This window comes from Thermomonospora sp. CIF 1 (assembly GCF_001896795.1).
Lineage (GTDB): Bacteria > Actinomycetota > Actinomycetes > Streptosporangiales > Streptosporangiaceae > Thermomonospora > Thermomonospora curvata.
Window position 1 is genome coordinate 133,672 of sequence record NZ_MOYN02000007.1, and the last position, 16,577, is coordinate 150,248.

20 protein-coding genes are annotated in these 16,577 nt (G+C 72.1%); 11 read left to right on the forward strand and 9 right to left on the reverse strand.

Going from position 1 to position 16,577, the window contains the following annotated elements; genetic code table 11:
• Positions 1-47 precede the first annotated feature (47 nt).
• Positions 48-545: a hypothetical protein gene (locus tag BUE48_RS03290; protein ID WP_041439277.1), complete on the forward strand. Its 498-nt coding sequence runs from the start codon at positions 48-50 to the stop codon at positions 543-545.
• 9 nt (positions 546-554) lie between these two features.
• Here the strand turns inward: BUE48_RS03290 and dtd are convergent, their stop codons facing one another.
• Entirely contained in the window at positions 555-980 is a 426-nt protein-coding gene (dtd, locus tag BUE48_RS03295) for a D-aminoacyl-tRNA deacylase (RefSeq protein WP_012851036.1), read from the reverse strand.
• Between the two features lie 71 nt (positions 981-1,051).
• On the opposite strand from dtd, the gene BUE48_RS03300 reads away from it, so the two are divergent.
• Positions 1,052-1,882 (forward strand): beta-keto acid cleavage family enzyme, encoded by an 831-nt coding sequence (locus BUE48_RS03300; protein WP_286988787.1) that lies wholly within the window; start codon positions 1,052-1,054, stop codon positions 1,880-1,882.
• A 61-nt stretch (positions 1,883-1,943) separates the two neighbouring features.
• Positions 1,944-2,930, forward strand: coding sequence for an asparaginase (locus BUE48_RS03305; protein ID WP_012851038.1), 987 nt, complete (start codon positions 1,944-1,946; stop codon positions 2,928-2,930).
• 3 nt (positions 2,931-2,933) lie between these two features.
• On the opposite strand, the gene BUE48_RS03310 is transcribed toward BUE48_RS03305, so the two are convergent.
• Both BUE48_RS03310 and BUE48_RS03315 read right to left on the reverse strand, forming a co-directional pair.
• The gene (locus tag BUE48_RS03310; protein ID WP_012851039.1) at positions 2,934-3,173 is read right to left on the reverse strand and encodes a hypothetical protein; all 240 of its coding nucleotides are present in this window, start codon (positions 3,171-3,173) and stop codon (positions 2,934-2,936) included.
• Between the two features lie 81 nt (positions 3,174-3,254).
• A complete protein-coding gene (locus tag BUE48_RS03315; protein WP_012851040.1) occupies positions 3,255-4,976 on the reverse strand; it encodes a DUF2207 domain-containing protein in 1,722 nt (573 codons plus the stop codon).
• 139 nt (positions 4,977-5,115) lie between these two features.
• Between BUE48_RS03315 and BUE48_RS03320 the strand changes: the two genes are divergently transcribed.
• The 4 genes from BUE48_RS03320 to BUE48_RS03335 all read left to right on the forward strand — a co-directional run bounded on the left by BUE48_RS03320 (position 5,116) and on the right by BUE48_RS03335 (position 7,741).
• Positions 5,116-6,078 (forward strand): neutral zinc metallopeptidase, encoded by a 963-nt coding sequence (locus BUE48_RS03320; RefSeq protein ID WP_286988790.1) that lies wholly within the window; start codon positions 5,116-5,118, stop codon positions 6,076-6,078.
• A 166-nt stretch (positions 6,079-6,244) separates the two neighbouring features.
• The gene (locus BUE48_RS03325; RefSeq protein ID WP_012851042.1) at positions 6,245-6,682 is read left to right on the forward strand and encodes a helix-turn-helix domain-containing protein; all 438 of its coding nucleotides are present in this window, start codon (positions 6,245-6,247) and stop codon (positions 6,680-6,682) included.
• 17 nt (positions 6,683-6,699) lie between these two features.
• Entirely contained in the window at positions 6,700-7,257 is a 558-nt protein-coding gene (locus BUE48_RS03330; protein WP_012851043.1) for a hypothetical protein, read from the forward strand.
• A gap of 157 nt (positions 7,258-7,414) precedes the next feature.
• Positions 7,415-7,741 (forward strand): DUF2516 family protein, encoded by a 327-nt coding sequence (locus BUE48_RS03335; protein ID WP_012851044.1) that lies wholly within the window; start codon positions 7,415-7,417, stop codon positions 7,739-7,741.
• On the opposite strand, the gene BUE48_RS03340 is transcribed toward BUE48_RS03335, so the two are convergent.
• Together BUE48_RS03340 and BUE48_RS03345 are read right to left on the reverse strand one after the other, a co-directional pair.
• A complete protein-coding gene (locus BUE48_RS03340) occupies positions 7,742-8,503 on the reverse strand; it encodes an SGNH/GDSL hydrolase family protein (protein WP_245536963.1) in 762 nt (253 codons plus the stop codon).
• A 314-nt stretch (positions 8,504-8,817) separates the two neighbouring features.
• Positions 8,818-9,447: a TetR family transcriptional regulator gene (locus BUE48_RS03345; protein WP_012851046.1), complete on the reverse strand. Its 630-nt coding sequence runs from the start codon at positions 9,445-9,447 to the stop codon at positions 8,818-8,820.
• A 73-nt stretch (positions 9,448-9,520) separates the two neighbouring features.
• Here BUE48_RS03345 and BUE48_RS03350 point away from each other — a divergent pair, with 73 nt between their 5' ends.
• On the forward strand, positions 9,521-11,905 hold the full coding sequence (locus BUE48_RS03350; protein ID WP_286988794.1) for an MMPL family transporter: 2,385 nt from the start codon (positions 9,521-9,523) through the stop codon (positions 11,903-11,905).
• Positions 11,906-11,915: 10 nt separating this feature from the next.
• Here BUE48_RS03350 and BUE48_RS03355 read toward each other — a convergent pair whose 3' ends face one another.
• Together BUE48_RS03355 and BUE48_RS03360 are read right to left on the reverse strand one after the other, a co-directional pair.
• A complete protein-coding gene (locus BUE48_RS03355; RefSeq protein ID WP_012851054.1) occupies positions 11,916-12,281 on the reverse strand; it encodes a VOC family protein in 366 nt (121 codons plus the stop codon).
• 139 nt (positions 12,282-12,420) lie between these two features.
• The gene (locus BUE48_RS03360; RefSeq protein ID WP_012851055.1) at positions 12,421-12,987 is read right to left on the reverse strand and encodes a helix-turn-helix domain-containing protein; all 567 of its coding nucleotides are present in this window, start codon (positions 12,985-12,987) and stop codon (positions 12,421-12,423) included.
• A 67-nt stretch (positions 12,988-13,054) separates the two neighbouring features.
• Here BUE48_RS03360 and BUE48_RS03365 point away from each other — a divergent pair, with 67 nt between their 5' ends.
• Positions 13,055-13,747 carry an AzlC family ABC transporter permease gene (locus BUE48_RS03365; protein WP_286988796.1) on the forward strand — a complete coding sequence of 231 codons (693 nt, stop codon included), beginning with the start codon at positions 13,055-13,057 and terminating at the stop codon, positions 13,745-13,747.
• Positions 13,747-14,055: an AzlD domain-containing protein gene (locus BUE48_RS03370; protein ID WP_012851057.1), complete on the forward strand. Its 309-nt coding sequence runs from the start codon at positions 13,747-13,749 to the stop codon at positions 14,053-14,055. The genes BUE48_RS03365 and BUE48_RS03370 overlap by 1 nt, the downstream gene beginning before the upstream one ends.
• 79 nt (positions 14,056-14,134) lie before the next feature.
• Here the strand turns inward: BUE48_RS03370 and BUE48_RS03375 are convergent, their stop codons facing one another.
• Positions 14,135-14,287, reverse strand: a complete 153-nt coding sequence (locus BUE48_RS03375) for a hypothetical protein (RefSeq protein ID WP_012851058.1) — start codon at positions 14,285-14,287, stop codon at positions 14,135-14,137.
• A gap of 615 nt (positions 14,288-14,902) precedes the next feature.
• A complete protein-coding gene (locus tag BUE48_RS03380; protein WP_012851059.1) occupies positions 14,903-15,184 on the reverse strand; it encodes a hypothetical protein in 282 nt (93 codons plus the stop codon).
• Positions 15,185-15,690: 506 nt separating this feature from the next.
• Between BUE48_RS03380 and BUE48_RS03385 the strand changes: the two genes are divergently transcribed.
• Positions 15,691-16,548, forward strand: coding sequence for a class I SAM-dependent methyltransferase (locus BUE48_RS03385; RefSeq protein WP_286988799.1), 858 nt, complete (start codon positions 15,691-15,693; stop codon positions 16,546-16,548).
• Positions 16,549-16,577 lie beyond the last annotated feature (29 nt).

The following is a 16,577-nucleotide window of genomic DNA, read 5'->3' on the forward strand; positions in this document are numbered from 1 at the left end:
GCTTCCCCGCAGCACCGCGCCTGGATCCGAACCAGACGGTCCCGGACATGCCGCGGCCGGACGGCGGCCGGCCCGCCCCGCGCCGCAGCGGCCCCGGGCGCCGGCGGCGGCCGGGACGGGAATCGGCGCTGGTGTGGTGGGCGGCCTTCGCGCTGCTGCTGGGCGCGGCCTGGTGGCTGCGCTCCTGGCGGCTGGCGCTGCTGACCCTGCTGCTGTGGTGCGGCTATGAGTTCCTGCTGGTGCCGACGATCTGCCGGGTCAGCACCCGGCAGGGCTTTTCCTGCCGGGAGCCGGTGCGCGGCCGGCTGTTCGCCTGCACCCCCGCCCACCAGGAGGTCAAGACCGACGCCCTGTGGCGCCTGGTGGGGCTGAGCAACCCGTTCCGCAAAAAGCGCGCACCCGACCCCAACCGCACCACCGGCAAGGTGGTCTTCAGCCCCAAGGTCCGCGGCCGGCTGGCCCAGGCCGACCGGGCGGTCATCCTGCTGGCCTGCGCGGGCACACTGGTCACCGTGGTCGGCATGGTCTACGGCTTCGGCCGCTGAAGCGGCCGGTCACACCTCCACGATCACGGTGACCGGGCCGTCGTTGACCAGCTCCACCTTCATGTCCGCGCCGAACACCCCGGTCTGCACCCGGGCGCCCAGCCGGCGCAGCTCGGCCACCACCTCCTCCACCAGCGGCTCGGCCACCGGGCCGGGGGCGGCCGCGATCCAGCTCGGGCGGCGCCCCTTGCGGGTGTCCCCGTACAGCGTGAACTGACTGACCACCAGCAGCGGGGCGGCCACGTCCGAGCAGGACTTCTCCCCGTCCAAGATCCGCAGCCCCCACAGCTTGCCGGCCAGCTTGCGGGCCCGCTCGACGGTGTCGTCGTGGGTCACCCCCACCAGGGCCAGCAGCCCCGGCTCCTCGATCGCGCCCACCACCGCGCCGTCCACGGTGACGCTCGCCCGGCTCACCCGCTGCACCACCGACCGCATGATCGCCTTTCCCCGGGGACCTTGTGACCCGCCTATTGTGCCGTCCCCGGCTCGCGGGCGAGGATGCCCTCATGGGAGCAACGACGCTCATCACCGTGGCCCCCACCGGGGCCGAGGCCGACAAGGCGAAGGTGCCGCAACTGCCGGTCACGCTCGAGGAACTCGTGCAGACCGCCAAGGACTGCGAGGCCGCCGGCGCGGGCGTGATCCACGTCCACATCCGCGACGAGCAGGCCCGGCCCACCTTGGACCCGGTCCGGCTGCGCGACACCGTCCAGGCGCTGCGGGAGAGCACCGGGCTGGTGATCCAGCTGTCCACCGGCGGCGCCGTCACCGACTCCTTCGACGACCGGCTGCGGGTGCTGGAGGCCGACCCGGACGCCTGCTCGCTGACCTGCGGCACGGTCAACTTCGGCGACGAGATCTTCGCCAACCCCTGGCCGTTCATGGCCGACCTGTACCAGCGCACCCAGGAGCTGCAGATCGTCCCGGAGTTCGAGCTGTTCGACCTGGGGCACATCGCCGCGCTGCACCGGCTGCTGGACGCCTACGGGGAGCCCTACGGCGGCCGCGTCCACTGCGACCTGGTCATGGGGGTGCCCGGCGGGATGCCCGGGGACACCCGCACCCTGGTCGCCGCGGTGCAGGCCCTGCCGGAGGGGGCCACCTGGTCGGCCACCGGCATCGGCCGCAGCGCGCTGCCGGTGATGTTCGCGGCGCTGTCGGCCGGCGGGCACCTGCGCGTCGGCATGGAGGACACCCTCAGCTACGCCAAAGGCGTGCCGGTCACCTCCAACACCGTCCTGGTCGAACGGGCCGCCGCGCTGGCCCGCTTCGCCCAGCGCCCGCCGATGACCGCTGAGGAGGCCCGCGCCTTCCTGGGAGTGCGTCCCCGCGCCTGAACCCCGCATGGGCGGGCCCGCCCGCCGGGTATGGGGGCGGGGGAGGATCCGTCGAGACCGGGTGGGGGAGTCCGTGGAGGCCAATCCGGTACTGATCGAGGTGGTGCGGTCGGGGTTCGTGGAGTCACGGCACCGCGGGGCGGCGGTGGGGCTGGGCGCCGACGGCGGTGCGGCGGTGCGGTTCGGCGCCGTCGAAGAGCCGATCTTCCCCCGGTCGGCCGTCAAGCCCATCCAGGCGGTGGCCATGCTGCGGCACGGGCTGGAGCTGGCCGATGAGCTGCTGGCACTGGCCGCCGCCAGCCACTCCGGGGAGGACTTCCACGTCGAGGGCACCGAGAAGATCCTGGCCGGGGCCGGCCTGAGCGCGCGGGCGCTGCGCTGCCCGGCGTCCTGGCCGCTGGAGCAGCCGGTCATGGTCGAGGTGGCCAGGTCCGGCGGCGCCCGCTCCCGGCTGCGGATGAACTGTTCGGGCAAGCACGCGGCGATGCTGGCCACCTGCGCGGTCAACGGCTGGCCGCTCGACTCCTACCGGGACTTCGACCACCCGCTGCAGCGGGCCGTGCGGGACACCCTGGCCGAGCTGGCCGGTGAGACTCCCGCCGCCGCCGGGGTGGACGGCTGCGGGGTGCCGACGTTCGCGATCTCCCTGAGCGGGCTGGCGCGGGCGGTGCGGGCGCTGACGCTGGCCCCGCCCGGCAGCCCGGAGCGGCGGGTGGCCGACGCGATGCGGGCCCACCCGGAGTGGACCTCCGGCATCCGCCGCCCGGAGCGCCGCCTGATGCAGGCGGTGCCGGGCCTGCTGGTCAAGTGCGGGGCCGAGGGCGTGGACGCGTTCGCGCTGCCGGACGGCCGGGCCGGAGCGGTCAAGATCGACGATGGGGCGGCGCGGGCGCGCACCCCGGTCACCGTGGCGTTGCTGCGCGCCCTGGGGGTGGCGGACTCGCCGCGGCTTCGGGAGCTGGCCACCGCCCCGGTGCACGGCGGTGAGGAGACGGTCGGCCAGGTCCGCCCGGCCCCTGCGCTCTGGGCCGCGCTGCCGTGCGGATGACCCTCACGAACGGGGTTCGAAGCTCTTTTCGTTGGCGTTGCGCTGGCCCGGGTCGCCCTCCATGATCCCGCCTTGGATGGGACCGCGATGCGGGGTGGACCCCTGCAGCTGCTCGGGATGCTGCGGCCGATGACGCGCCGCGCGCAAGGTCAGCATCAGCCAGATGATGAGCCCGAGGGCGATCAGCGCCGGGCCCAGCAGCAGCCAGTAGCCCGCCCCCAGCTGGACGGTCATGGTCGTCATGTCGATCCACCTCCGCTCCGGCCCCTACCCGGTGAAAGCGGATCGACTCCGGCGTTTGCCTGCATATCGCCCGATGCGGGCTCACAGGCTGCGGAACTGCCTGGTCTGGGAGATCGCGCCGGAGGCGGCCAGCGTGAAGGTGCGCATCGACTCGGCGAACTTCGACAGGTCCCACTCGGCCGGGCCCTCATACCAGTAGAGGTTGTCGGCGCCCTTGGCCTGCACGCCGGCGTCCTCGACGGTCTTGGCCCACTTGCCGACCACGTCGAACACCACCGCGTACGGCAGGTAGCGGGAGAACAGGGCGATGCGCTGCGGCCCCTCGACGCCCTCGGGGGCCTGGCCGCGCTCCAGGAACGCCCGGAAACCGATGGTGTGCGCCAGCACGGTGGAGCCGCGGGCGGTCTTGGCGGGCATGTACTGGCCGCCCACCGCCAGCGCCGCCCCACCGATGATCACCGACAGCCCGACCAGCGCCAGATCGGTGTAGATCGCCAAGATCACGGTGCCGAGCAGGCCCAGCACCGAGATCGCGATGCCCGCGGTGGTCCAGCGGCTGCGCACGGTGTCGGGGCGGCGGGCGAACCAGCCCTGGCGGACCACGTCGTCGTACATCGCCGAGCGGACCTTGGCCAGCTCGGCGGCGAAGGTGCCGCCCAGCTCCGACAGCTTGATCTCCTCGCGGTCCTTGAACAGGGCCTCCAGGAGCAGCCGCTCATACGGCAGCAGGTCGTCGACGGGACGCTGCAGCCGCCGCAGCGTCCAGTCGGTGCGGCCGGTGACCGCCCGGTCCTCCTCCTCGATCAGCAGGTAGGACCGCACCGCCAGATCGACGATGGTGGCGGTGACGTCGATGACGTCGGCCTGCTCGTCGATCAGGGTGCCGATCTGGCCGGGACGCACCCCGTCCGGCGGGGCGAACTCGGTGCCGACCACGGCCGGCCGGTCGCCCTCGGCGGCGTGCTTGCCGACGGCGCGCGCGTCCCGGCCGCGCAGCAGGTACAGCACGCCGAACCCGCCCAGCAGCAGCGCCAGCAGCACGCCCAGGGCGCTGAGGGTGACGGTGTTGACCGAGAACGCGGTGACCAGCGTGCGGCGCTGGGCGTACAGCGGCTGGGCGCCGGTGGCGCCCGCGGGGTAGCCCACCACCACGGTCAGGTGCTCGCCCGGCAGCAGGTTCTGCTGCTCGAACATGCCCCTGTCCTGGGTGTGGCTGGTGTAGAAGCGGCTGCAGCCGATCGCGCTGTGCAGCGGCCCGGCGAAGCAGTTGACGTTGCGGACCGGGGCCGTGCCGGCCACGGTGACCTTGGCCGAGTCGACCGGCACCCGCCAGCCGCCGATCGCCGGCCAGCGCAGCTCCTCCAGCTGCCCCAGCGGGGTGATCGTGCCGCGCACGTCGTATTCCAGCGTCACGGTGCGCCGGCCGCTCAGCGGCGCGTCCCCGCTGACGCGGATGTGCATCCGGTCGCCGCTGGTGGAGGCGCTCACGGCGGTCGGCCCGCCGTCGGGGCTGCCGGCCCGCACGCCGGTGACCTCGTAGATGCGGTCATGGGTGTCGCTGTCGCGGGTGCGGGTGACCAGGTAGCGGTCAAAGCCCCGCTCGCCGGCGAACTCGTAGACGATCGTCTCCCGGGCGTGCGCCACGCCGTCGCGGTCGATCGTCAAGGTGACCTCGTCGCTGATCACCCGGCCGGAGGCCGGTCCGTCGCTCCCGGGAGCGGCGTGCGCGGTCGCGGCCGGCAGCGCACCGGTCAGCGCCGCGACGAGCACAGACGTGACCAGCAGCCGCGAACGTCCCCACATGGGCGCAAATCGTAGCGCTTGCCGCTGCAAGCGGCCGTGACGTTGTGCTAACGGTGGGGCGCCAAGTGTCTGTCGCCCGGTCCTTTGCGGCATATCCGGGGCGTTTTCGCCATGAGTCCGGCATGAGATGATCCCGGCCATGGTGCGCCGAACCCCTGCCCCCGAGGTGCGGCGGCACGCGGCCGGATACCCGCAAGGACCGCCCCCCGCCCAGCGATACGCGCTGCCGCCGCGCAACCGGCGGCCGCGGCGGAGCGCGGGCGGCACGGCGGCGGGGATCCTCGGCGGGATCGCCGCGCTGCTGACGCTGGCGGCGCTGGGCATGGCGGCGTTCGCCGAGCCGGGGACGATGCCGGTGCGGATCGGCCGGGCCCCGGAGGTCCCCAGGCAGACGGCGACCGACAACCCCCTGTACCGGACCGGGCCGCTGACCCCCACCGGTTGCCGGCTGCCCCGCATCCAGGAGGGGGTGGACGAGTCCATGCGGCACTTCATGGAGACGCTCACCCAGTGCCTGGATCGTTCCTGGCAGCGGCAGTTCGCCGCGGCCGGAATGCCCTTCCGCAGGCCCGAGCGGGTCTTTTGGGACTCGCCCGGCCGCGGCCCCTGCGGCAGCTACCCCAGCCCCGGCACCGCCGCGTTCTACTGCCCGGAGAACAACACCATGTACGTGGGGCTGCGGCACATCGTGGAGACCGCCGGCGGCGAGCCGGTCTCGCACTATGCGGTGTACGCCCGGGTGATCGCCCACGAGTACGGCCATCACGTGCAGGAGCAGGCGGGCATCCTGGCCTACGGGCACCAGCGGATGGAGGCCGCCTCCGACGCCGACCGCGCCGAGATCAGCCGCCGCATCGAGCTGCAGGCCCAATGCCTGGCCGGCCTGTTCCTGGGGGCCGAGCGTCGCACGCTGCCCATGACGAGGGCCCAGTACGCGGCCATGATCGCCGATGTGCGGGGACGCGGCGACGACCGGCAAAGCGACGGCCAGCGCGACCACGGCTCCGGCCGCAACTACGCCGGCTGGGTCGTCAAGGGCTACCGCGGCGGTTCGGTGAGTGCTTGCAACACCTGGACCGTCCCCTCTGCCGACGTGGATTGAAACCGGGGGTCAAAGCCCGCGCGCCGGGAGTTCAAAACCCCCTTCTACCAGGGAGAACGCGCTTTTTCGCCATGGGCGTGCAGCGGGTGCGCGGTGTGTCCGAAGTCACGGTCAAGTGCTAGCAATAGTGCTTGCAATTGCAAGCACCCTGGCGCACCCTGAGGGTATGGCAGGTTCGAAGGTCGGCTCGATCGGCGAGTACATCCGGGAGCAGCGGCAGCGGGCGAAGATCTCGCTGCGGCAGCTGGCCGATGTGTCGGGCATCTCCAACCCGTACCTCAGCCAGATCGAGCGCGGGTTGCGCAAGCCGAGCGCGGAGATCCTCCAGCAGATCGCCAAGGGGCTGCGGATCTCCGCCGAGGCGCTGTACGTGCAGGCGGGGATCCTCGAGGACCGCGAGGCCGACACCGATGTGCAGACCGCCATCCGGGCCGACCTCAACCTGACGGAACGGCAAAAGCAGGTCCTGCTGGACATCTACGAGTCGTTCCGCAGGGAGAACGAGGCCGCCGCCACGGCGGCGGGCGGCCGTGCCCGCCCGAAGACCTCGGGCGCCGCCAAGAAGACGAAGCAGGCGAAACAGGCCGACCAGGACGAGACGTAGGGAAGAAGGAAAACGCCATGACGCTCGCCGCCAGACTCCGCGACAACCTCCGGGACAATCTCCGGGACAACAAGGCCCTCTACACCGTCGCCGGCGCCGGGGACCTGGCCGTGGAGAAGCTCCGCGAAGTGCCCGAGCAGGTCAGCCGGCTGCGCGAGAACGTGACCCGCTACCAGGACGAGGTCCGCGAGAACGTCACCCGCTACCAGGGGGAGGTCCGCCAGAACCTGACCAAGCTGCAGGGGGACTTCCGGGAGAACGTGCTGCGGCTGCAGGAGGAGGTGCGCGGCAACGTCACCCGGCTGCAGGAGCGGATCGAGGTCAGGGACCTGCCGGGGGCGGCACGGGCGTACATGGCCCACTTCAGCAGCCGCACCGCCGAGGTCCTCGACGAGCTGGCCGAGCGGGGCAGGAAGGTCGTGGCCCGGATCGAGCAGCAGGACTCCACCCGGGAGCTGCAGGCCGCCGCCAAGACCACCCGGCGCCGCGCCCGCTCCACCGTGACCGAGGCCAAGAAGACCGCCCGCGCCGCCTCCCGCGCCACCGGCGGGGCGAGCAAGAAGGTGGGCGACTGACCGCGCCTTCCGCAGCACCGCGAGCGGCAGGCCCGGCCGAACCGTCGGCCGGGCCTGCGCGCTTTTATCGTGGGGTCCGCGGCTTGAATAAGGTGGGGACGATCCTCTCGAGCGTCGGGCACGGTGCCGACCGGCTCAACGAAAGTGGTGGTCTGCGGTGGTGCAGGGACTGAACTACTTCTTCTGGCTCCTGGCGATCGTCGCCTTCGGGTTCGAGCTGTGGGCGCTGTTCGACGCGCTGCGGACCCCGGCGGGCGCCTATGCCGCCGCCGACAAGCAGAACAAGAACCTGTGGGTGATCCTCCTGGTGGTGGCCAACGTGGTGGGACTGGGCGGTGCGGTCAACTTCCTGCACCTGCTGTCCATCCTGCCCATCGCCGCGTTCCTGGTCGCCGCGATCTACCTGGCCGACGTGCGGCCGGCGGTGCAGCCCTACCGCGGCAAGCGCGGCGGCTCCTCCGGCGGGCCGTACGGCCCCTGGTGATCAGGGCCGTTTCGGATCGTCCCGCCCGGCGGGCGCGCCGGCCTCGGCGTGCTGCGGGGTCGGCCGCCGGGCGGGCACTCCCTGCATGGGGTGGTCCAGCCCGCGGGCGCGCAGGGCGGTGACGAGCCGGTCGGCGATGTAGCGGTTGCCCGCCGCGGTGGGGTGCGTGCCGTCCGGCAGGATGTACCGCTTGGCGTTGCCGGTTCCCTTGTGGACGTTCCCGGTGATCCAGCGCTCGGCCAGCGGGTCGATGAACGGCACCTTCAGCGTCGTCGCGGTGGTGCGCAGGGCGTCGCGCACCCGCAGCGCCCGCGGCGGGGGGTCGCCGCCCCACATCGGGCCCACCAGCACCACGTGGGTCTTGGGCCAGCGCACCGTGATCTCGGTGAGCAGCCGGTTGGCCGCCAGCGCCACCTGGTCCGGGGGGTGGCGGTCGTTGTGCCCGCCGGAGACCACGATCATGTCCGGGGCGGGCCGCCAGGCCAGCTGGGCGTCGTACAGGTCGGCGAAGTTCTTGCCGATCTTGCCGCGGGCCATGAAGCCGGTTCCGGCGTACCCGGCGATGACCACCTGCCAGCCCAGCCGGCGGGCGGTCTCGGCCGCGTAGGTCTTCTCCGGCGGCACGCTCTTGATCCCCGCGGTGTAGCTGTCGCCCAGCATGAACACCACCGGGACGTGCAGCCGGGGCGGCGCGGCGGAGGCCGGGTCCCCGGCGGGCTCGGCCGCCTGCGAGGTGCTGCAGCCGCACAGGAGCAACGCCACGAGGGCACACCAGACGAGTCGGGGCACCGCCGAACGCCCTCCATAGGTCGACCGCGAGTCATCGGGCCGGGCGGTGACCCGGCCTTGGGGTGACGAGTATGAGCACGCATCGCCGCGGGCGTACCGGCGACTCGGACTCGATGACCGATCGTCAATCCGACCGGACCTCCGGTGTCCTCGGGATGGGCCCGCAGGGATCATCCTCGACAGGTCGGCATTTTATCCACGGGCCGGCGAACGTCCGCCCGATCGCGTCATGTCGCAGAAAACCGCCGATCGGGTGATCGGCGGAAAGCGCCGGCCGTTCCGGGCGCTCAGGGGGCGGCCTTGTGCAGGGCCGGAATGGAGCCCAGGCCGCGCTCCATGATCATCAGGGCGCGGTCCAGGGCGGCGCGGGTGGTGCCGGGGTCCATGCCGTGCCGCCGGCAGTGGGTGAGCACCGCCTGCATGCAGCCGATCGCCAGCCCGGAGACGGCCATCGCGTCGATCTCGTCGATGTCCGGGCACAGCTCGCGCAGCCGGCCGGCCACCTCCAGCTGCGCCTCGTGCAGCCGCTGCAGGGCGCGGGCCTGCAGCGCGGGCCGCTCCAGCACCAGCCGCACCTGCACCGCCCCGTACTCGCCGTGCTCGGTGACCAGCGCCTCCAGCACGTTCAGCACGCTGTCGCGGATCGTCTCCAGCGGGGTCTCCCCGGGCGGGCGGCGGGCCAGCCGCTCGCGCACCTCGGCCAGCCGGTCGTCGATCTCGGCGAAGACCACGTCCTCCTTGCTGGGGAAGTAGGCGAAGAAGGTGCGGGGGGACACCTCGGCCGCGGCGGCGATGTCGGCGATGGTGGTCTCCTCATACCCCTGTTCGGCGAACAGCCGGAGGGCGGCGGTGGCGAGCGCCTGCCGGGTGCGCTGTTTCTTGCGTTCGCGCAGTCCCGCGGACTGGACGTGATGCATGTCACGGAGATTAACATGACTGCGAATTTGCACTAGTTGCAATTTTGCACCCGCACGATGTTTCATGACCGGCATGGCGGCTTTTCTGGACGCGCTCGGGCGCTGGTGCGTGCGGCGCCGGCGGACGGTCTTCGAGGTGTGGATCGTCGCGATCCTCGCCATCGGCGTGCTGGGCCTCACCCAGGGCGGGGTGTTCGTCCAGCAGTCCAGCCTGCCCGGCACCGAGACCCAGCGCGCCCTGGACCTGCTGCGGGAGGACTTCCCGGCCATGACCGGGCCCGCCACCACGGTGGTGTTCACCGCGCGGCAGGAGCCCGGCGCGCCCTCCCCCGGTGACTGGCGGGTGTCCCTGGCGGTCGGGGAGGCCATCGACAACATCGCCAAGCTGGACCGGGTCGGCTACATCGAGAACCCCTACGTCCAGGGCATGGGCGGGCTCAAGAACGACCGGGCCGTGGTCGTGCGCGTCTTCCTCAAGGGGACGATGGGCGACATCAGCACCGCCGACCTGGACAAGCTCGACCGCGCCGTGGAACCGGCCCGCATGGCCGGGCTGGAGGTGAAGTTCGGCGGCATCGTCGCCATGCTGCTCAACCAGCCCAAGGGCGGCCCCCAGGAGGCCGTCGGGCTGGTCATGGCCATGCTGGTGCTGCTGCTGGCGTTCGGCTCCTACCTGGCCGCCTGCATACCGATCGTGGTGTCGCTGTGCGCCCTGGCCGTCTCCTACTCCCTGATCCACTACGGGGCCTCGATCCTGGAGATCCACCCCACCGCGCCCATGGCCGCCGCCATGCTCGGGCTGGGAGCGGGAATCGACTACGCCCTGTTCATCGTCACCCGCTACCGGCAGCAGATCGCCCAAGGCGACGACGTGGAGACCGCGGTGGGCCGGGCGATGGCCCACTCCGGGCACGCGGTGCTCTTCGCCGGCGGCACCGTGGTGTTCGCCATCTGCGGGCTGTTCTTGTCGGGCATCGCCTTCGTCGGCCGCATCGGCATCGCCTCGGCGCTGGCGGTGATGGTCATGGTGGTGGCGGCGCTGACGCTGCTGCCGGCCGTCCTCGGCGCGGTCGGCCCCCGCATCGACCGCTACCGGCTGCCGCGGGTCCGCCCCGACAAGGCCAGCGACCGCTGGATGCGGTGGGGACGGCACGTGGACCGGCACGCCTGGCCGTATGCGATCATCGCCACCCTGGTGCTGCTGGTGTGCTCGGTGCCCACGCTGGATTTGAAGTTCGGCGTGATGGCCGACAGCACCGCCGCCTCCTCGATGTCCTCCCGGCAGGCCTACGACGTGGTGGCCCGCGAGTTCGGCGAGGGCCACTACAGCCCGTGGGTGATCGTCGCCAAGGCGCCCGCCCGTTCTTCCGGCGAGGAGGCCGACGCGAACTCCCGGACCGGTGACCAGGCCCCCGAAGTGGACGGCCCGGCCGGGCTGACCGGGCTGACCGTCCCGCAGGCCCCGCCGCAGGCCACCGCCGAGCCCCGGCGGGAGCAGGCCGTCGCCCCGGTGGTGCGCGGCGCCCCCGACCTGAGCAAGGAGCCCAACCCGCAGGCCGTGCTGCTGGGCCAGGAGATCAAGCGGGTCGTCGGCGAGGTCCCCGGCGTGGCGCACGTGGCCGACCCGATCGTGGCCGGCGACACCGCGGTGGTGTCGGTGATCCCCACCACCGCCCCGCACGTGGAGGCCACCACCGACCTGGTGCACCGGCTGCGCGCCCAGGAGATCCCCCAGGTGGCCGCCGCCCACCCCGGCTCCCAGATCTACCTGGGCGGGGAGAACCCGGCGATCATCGATCTGGCCGACACGGTGGGCGAGCGCATGCCGATCGTGGTGATCGCCGTGGTGCTCGTCGCCCTGCTGCTGCTGGTGATCGCCTTCCGCGCCATCGTGGTGCCGGTCAAGGCCGCGCTGATGAACCTGCTGTCCATCGGCGCCTCCTACGGCGTGGTCACCGCGGTCTTCCAGTGGGGCTGGGGGGTGAAGCTGTTCGGCATGGAGCAGGCCGTGCCGATCATCTCCTTCGTCCCGCTGTTCATGTTCGCCCTGATCTTCGGGCTGTCCATGGACTATGAGGTCTTCCTGCTGTCGCGGATCAAGGAGGAGTACGACCGCAGCGGCGACCCGCACGAGAGCGTGGTGATCGGCATCGGCGCCACCGCCCGGCTGATCACCTCGGCGGCGCTGATCATGATCTTCGTCTTCCTGAGCTTCGTGCCCCAGCCCGACCCCACCATCAAGATGATGGCGCTGGGCCTGGCGGTGGCCGTCGCCGTGGACGCCACCATCGTGCGCATGGTCCTGGTCCCCGCCCTGATGAGCCTGCTCGGCCACGCCAACTGGTGGTTTCCCGGCCAGGGCCGCCGCACTCCGCCGTCCCCGCCGGCGGACGGCCCGGAGTCCGGCGAGGTCTCCCCGGCCGAGAAGGAGCCCCGCACGCTCGCCCCAGTGGGGTGAGCGTGCCGCCTCACAGGCGGGTGGTGATCTGCAGGCTGTGGCCGGCGGGGTCGTCCAGGTACAGGCCCCGCCCGCCGCCCTGGGTGTCCAGCTCCCCGGCGCGGCGGCGATACGGGTCGGCCCAGTAGGTCAGGCCCTGCCGGCGGATCCGGGCGAAGATCGCATCGAAGTCGTCCTCGCCGACCAAGAAGGTGTAGCGCTGCCGGGGGAAGTCGCCGCCCGGCTGGGCGTAGTGCAGCGTGACCTCGCCCAGGTGCACGGCGGTGAAGACCCCGGCGGGCTCCGGCTCGTCCAACTCGAACAGGTCGGCGATGAAGCGGGCCGACTCGCGTCTGTCCCGGGCGAAGACGACGATACGGCGAAGCTGAATCGGCATGAACGTCCCCGCAGGTCAGGGCGCCGCGGGCGCTGCGGGCGGCGCGCTCGTGCTCCTCGGTCGGGAAGGTCCCTCGACCAGATCAACCTGCTCACTTGCGCCCGGAGTGAAACCCGCCCGCCCGGCCTCCGGCGGGAGGCTAGATGTGCTCGGAGACGATCACCGCGGTGGTGTCCGGCTCCAGGGCCTGGAAGATGTGCGGGATGTCGCCCGGGTAGGCGATGTAGTCGCCCGGGGCCAGCTCCACGGGTTCTGTGGTGGGCCCGGCCAGGGCCCGGCCGGTGCTGAGCACCAGGTGCTCGGTGGTGCCGGGCACGTGCGGGTCCGACAGGCGGGGCTCGCCGGGGCGGGCCTCGATGCGGTAGATGTCCCGCCGGGCGCCGGGCGGGCAGGACGCCAGCAGCGTGGCGATGTACCCGGCCTTCTCCGAGTGCACGGCCGGGCCTTCGCCGGCGCGGATGACGCGCACCCGGGGACGCGGCGGGTCCACCAGCCGGCTGAAGGGGACGCCCAGCGCGACGGCCAGCGCCCACAGCGTCTCCACGCTCGGGTTGCCGGAGCCCGACTCCAGCTGCGACAGCGTGGACTTGGCGATGCCCGCCCGTTTGGCCAGTTCGCTCAGTGACAGGCCGGCGCGCTCGCGTTCCCGGCGGATCGACGCGGCGATCTGCGCCAGCAGGGGTGCGGTGGGACGGCCCTCTGCCATCTGTTCACTCCAACGGTCGAATTGTTCGCCTTGACGAACAGAAAGCCTCATGTTCATTATGACAGACATGTGTTCGTTTTGGCGAACGATCGATCCGGGGACCCTCCGCGCCATCGGCCTGGTCTGCCTGGCCGACGCGATCGTCGGGGCCTCCTTCGGCGCGCTCGCGGTCTCCGGCGGGCTGGATCCCTGGCTGCCGGTCGCCATGTCCGTGCTGATCTTCGGCGGCGGCGCGCAGTTCGCCGCGGTCGGCGTGGTGCTCGCCGGCGGCGGCGCGCTCGCCGCGGTGGCCGCCGGCCTGGTGCTCAACGCCCGCCTGCTGCCGTTCGGATTCGCGGTGGCGGACGCGGCGGGGCGCTCGTGGCGGACGCGGCTGCCGGGCGCCCACCTGATCACCGACGAGACGGTGGCCTTCACGATGCGGCACCGCGACCCGCGGCTGCGGCGCGCCGTGTTCTGGACCTGCGGCCTGGCCCTGTTCACCTGCTGGAACGTCGCGGTCGCGGTCGGCGCGCTGGCCGGGCGAATCGTCGGCGACACCGGCGCCATCGGCCTGGACGCCGCCTTCCCCGCCGTGCTGCTGGCCCTGGTGCTGCCCTCGCTCACCGACCGCCGCCTGCGCGGCGCCGCGCTCTCCGGCGCCGCCGTGGCGGTGGCGACCACCCCGTTCCTGCCCCCCGGCCTGCCGGTGCTGCTGGCGTTGACCGGTCTCCTCCTGCCCGGGACCGGGCGCGGCGGCCCGGCCGAGGAGGCGCGCTGATGCCCTGGCTCGCCGTCGCGGCGCTGGCCGCCGGAACCTATCTCTTCCGCGTGACCGGCCCGGTGCTGGGGAACCGCGTGCGCCTCGCCGACGGGCTGCAGCGATCACTGACCGCCGCGGCCACCGTGCTGCTGGTCGCCTTGGCGGCCGTCGCCGCACTGACCGAGGGAACGGGCTGGGCGGGCTGGGCCAGGCCCGCCGGGGTGCTGGCCGGCGCGGCCCTGGCGCTCCGCCGCGCCCCGTTTCCGGTGGTGGTCATCGCCGCCGCGGCGACCACGGCGCTGCTGCGGCTGTGCGGGGTGCCGTGACCGGACCCGGAAGGGGCCGGGTGACGCCCGGTCGCGCCCTCTTGGGCCGTCCGCGGAGGAGCAGGAGACCGGGCGGCTGCTACCGCGCGGCGACGGTCTTGACGAACGCGGTCGCCGTGCGCGGCACCGCCGGGCCGGAGCGGACGCTTTCCAGGTGGGACGCGCCGACGATGCCGGCGGCGGCCGTGAGCAGGATGAAAGCGGCAAGGAGCAGGATGTTGCGTGGCAGCACGTGCTTCTCCTTTGGCGGGGGAAGGGAGGCCGTGGATGCCCGGTCGCCCGGCGGCGCCGCAAGCCTCCTCCGGCACGCCGGTTCCGCAGGTCGCATGCGGGGCCGTCACGGCCGGGGCCGTCCGCTCCCAAAGCCGTGGGGCCGCGTGCCGGGGAACGTGCCGGGGAAGGTTCGCCGACGTCGGGGAAGGGTCCGCCCTGCTACCCGGTGTTGACGGGGTTCGCCGCGCCTGCGGTCGTTTCAACGCAGACGCGATTCGCAGCGGGGTTCTCCACAGGTTGTGGGTATCTCAGGAGCCCTGTCAATGGGGAATCGAGCGTCCCGATTGGGAATCGGCACACTTTGAGTGCGGCAACAAAACCGTTCGGGCCGCAGAGTGCGCTCTCACAGAATCTGCGAACGGAGAGGGCTTGCCCGGCACTGAAAGCGTCCCGGCGATCCACGGCAAAGGACCGCCCTCGCAGGACGGCCCTTTGCCGGAAGCGGCCCGCCCGATGTGCGGGCCTGAGCGTGCCGGACTCTCAGTCTCGCACGCCGAGAATTTCCGGATTCAGGAAACTCTCCGCGACGGACGTTGCTGAAAGCGCATTGCGCACGCTTTTTGCGGCTGCCTCCCTACCACCTGTGCCACTTGTAGTAGTGCCGGTAGTGGTGCCTCTGGTGGTGCTTGCGGTGATGGTACTTACGGTGGTGGTACTTGCGGTGGTGGTGGCCCTTGTAGTGCCTCTTGTGGTGCCTCTTGTGCTTGCCGTGCTTGCCAGGAGGAGGATCGGAGACGTCCATAACCGAGACGGCGGTGCTGGGACTGGCCGGTTCCGCCAGGGCGGGCGGAGCCCCCAGCAGCGAGCCCGTCAGGGCGAAGGACGCGACGCCGATCGTGAACAGTCGTTTCCTCATCAGAGTCTCCTGTTCCGGGGTGGGGGAGCGCTCGTGATTACATAAGCCGCGGCGCATCGGGAACAGTGCGCGCTTTACGCGGCTTGCACGACCGGCGGCGAATGAAGTTGAACGTTCGCGGGGTGATGTCGCCTGTCGGCCGCTACAGTGCAAACGTGCGGGACATCTCGTTCGAGAATAGTCGAAATCGGCGTTCCGGGCGGGCGGAGCCGTTCAAAGTTCGTGACGCAGTTGGTCAGTTCCGGGCAATCTGTTCCCGGTGCGTCCCGCAGCGCCCCGGCGGCAAGGGATGAGGAGGTCCGGCCGCTCTCCGGGAGGACGGCGGCAGCGGTGTTTCCCCCCGCGATGCCCGGCGGTCGCGTCCCTGATCGGCGGGTGAGTCAAGTCAGATTCAGCAGAAAGTTGCAGGCCGGCTTTGTCAGCCTGCGACAGGCCCCGGCCCGGAGATTTTTGGAACGATATTCGGATTCTCGTCCGGGCGCTGGAGCCTTGGGGAGGGTGGAGGCATGGACGCTGAGGTGTCGCTGCGGGACGTCTCGGACACCGCGCTGGTGGCGGCGGTGGTGCGCGCCCGTGAGTCCGCGCGGCGCAGGCCGCTGTTCCGCGACCCGTACGCCGAGGCGCTGGCCGGTGAACGCGGCAAGCGCCTGGCCACCGGGATGCAGTTGCGGATCATCTCCTCCGGCGTGATCGCCCGGACCGCCGTCTACGACGAGCTGATCACCCGCCTGGTCCGCGACGAGGGGATCGGCTGCGTGCTGAACCTGGGCGCCGGCCTGGACACCCGCCCCTACCGGCTGGACCTGCCCCCCGACCTGCGGTGGGTCGAGGCCGACCTGCCCGGCATCCTGGACCACAAAGAGCGCGTGCTGGCGGGCGCCCGGCCCCGCTGCGCGCTGACGCGCACCCGGCTGGACCTGTCCGACCCCATCGCCCGCCGCAAGCTGCTGGATGAGCTCGAGCCGGACCGTCCCACCCTGGTGGTCTGCGAAGGGCTGATCGCCTACCTGACCGAAGAGGACGTCACCGGCCTGGCCCGCGACCTGGCCGAACGGCCGCAGCTGCGGTGGTGGGCGCTGGACATGATCGGCCCGCTGTTCGTCCAGGTCGCCAAGAAGATCGCCGGCCGCCGCATGGAGCGGGCCGATGCGACCTTGCGCTTTGTGCCCGCCGAGGGCGCGGAATTCTTCCGTCCCCTGGGCTGGGAACCTTGTGACGTGCGCTCTTCGTGGGTGGAACGCCGCCGGCTGCGCCGCGAACCCCCGTTGATGCGCCTGATCTGGACCTTCAGCCCGCCCCGCACCCGCGAGTTCTTCCGCCAGCAGGGCATGTTCGTCCTGCTCCGCCGCGGAGAGGAGGCCTAGCGCACCCGGCGCGGCCGCGGTGCGCAGCA

Bases quoted from the DNA above. Each gene is read 5' to 3' on its own strand.
- BUE48_RS03290 (WP_041439277.1), top strand. From the start codon at position 48: ATGCCGCGGCCGGACGGCGGCCGGCCCGCCCCGCGCCGCAGCGGCCCC.
- dtd (WP_012851036.1), bottom strand. From the start codon at position 980: ATGCGGTCGGTGGTGCAGCGGGTGAGCCGGGCGAGCGTCACCGTGGAC.
- BUE48_RS03300 (WP_286988787.1), top strand. From the start codon at position 1,052: ATGGGAGCAACGACGCTCATCACCGTGGCCCCCACCGGGGCCGAGGCC.
- BUE48_RS03310 (WP_012851039.1), bottom strand. From the start codon at position 3,173: ATGACGACCATGACCGTCCAGCTGGGGGCGGGCTACTGGCTGCTGCTG.
- BUE48_RS03315 (WP_012851040.1), bottom strand. From the start codon at position 4,976: ATGTGGGGACGTTCGCGGCTGCTGGTCACGTCTGTGCTCGTCGCGGCG.
- BUE48_RS03320 (WP_286988790.1), top strand. From the start codon at position 5,116: ATGGTGCGCCGAACCCCTGCCCCCGAGGTGCGGCGGCACGCGGCCGGA.
- BUE48_RS03325 (WP_012851042.1), top strand. From the start codon at position 6,245: ATGGCAGGTTCGAAGGTCGGCTCGATCGGCGAGTACATCCGGGAGCAG.
- BUE48_RS03330 (WP_012851043.1), top strand. From the start codon at position 6,700: ATGACGCTCGCCGCCAGACTCCGCGACAACCTCCGGGACAATCTCCGG.
- BUE48_RS03345 (WP_012851046.1), bottom strand. From the start codon at position 9,447: ATGCATCACGTCCAGTCCGCGGGACTGCGCGAACGCAAGAAACAGCGC.
- BUE48_RS03350 (WP_286988794.1), top strand. From the start codon at position 9,521: ATGGCGGCTTTTCTGGACGCGCTCGGGCGCTGGTGCGTGCGGCGCCGG.
- BUE48_RS03355 (WP_012851054.1), bottom strand. From the start codon at position 12,281: ATGCCGATTCAGCTTCGCCGTATCGTCGTCTTCGCCCGGGACAGACGC.
- BUE48_RS03360 (WP_012851055.1), bottom strand. From the start codon at position 12,987: ATGGCAGAGGGCCGTCCCACCGCACCCCTGCTGGCGCAGATCGCCGCG.
- BUE48_RS03365 (WP_286988796.1), top strand. From the start codon at position 13,055: ATGTGTTCGTTTTGGCGAACGATCGATCCGGGGACCCTCCGCGCCATC.
- BUE48_RS03370 (WP_012851057.1), top strand. From the start codon at position 13,747: ATGCCCTGGCTCGCCGTCGCGGCGCTGGCCGCCGGAACCTATCTCTTC.
- BUE48_RS03380 (WP_012851059.1), bottom strand. From the start codon at position 15,184: ATGAGGAAACGACTGTTCACGATCGGCGTCGCGTCCTTCGCCCTGACG.
- BUE48_RS03385 (WP_286988799.1), top strand. From the start codon at position 15,691: ATGGACGCTGAGGTGTCGCTGCGGGACGTCTCGGACACCGCGCTGGTG.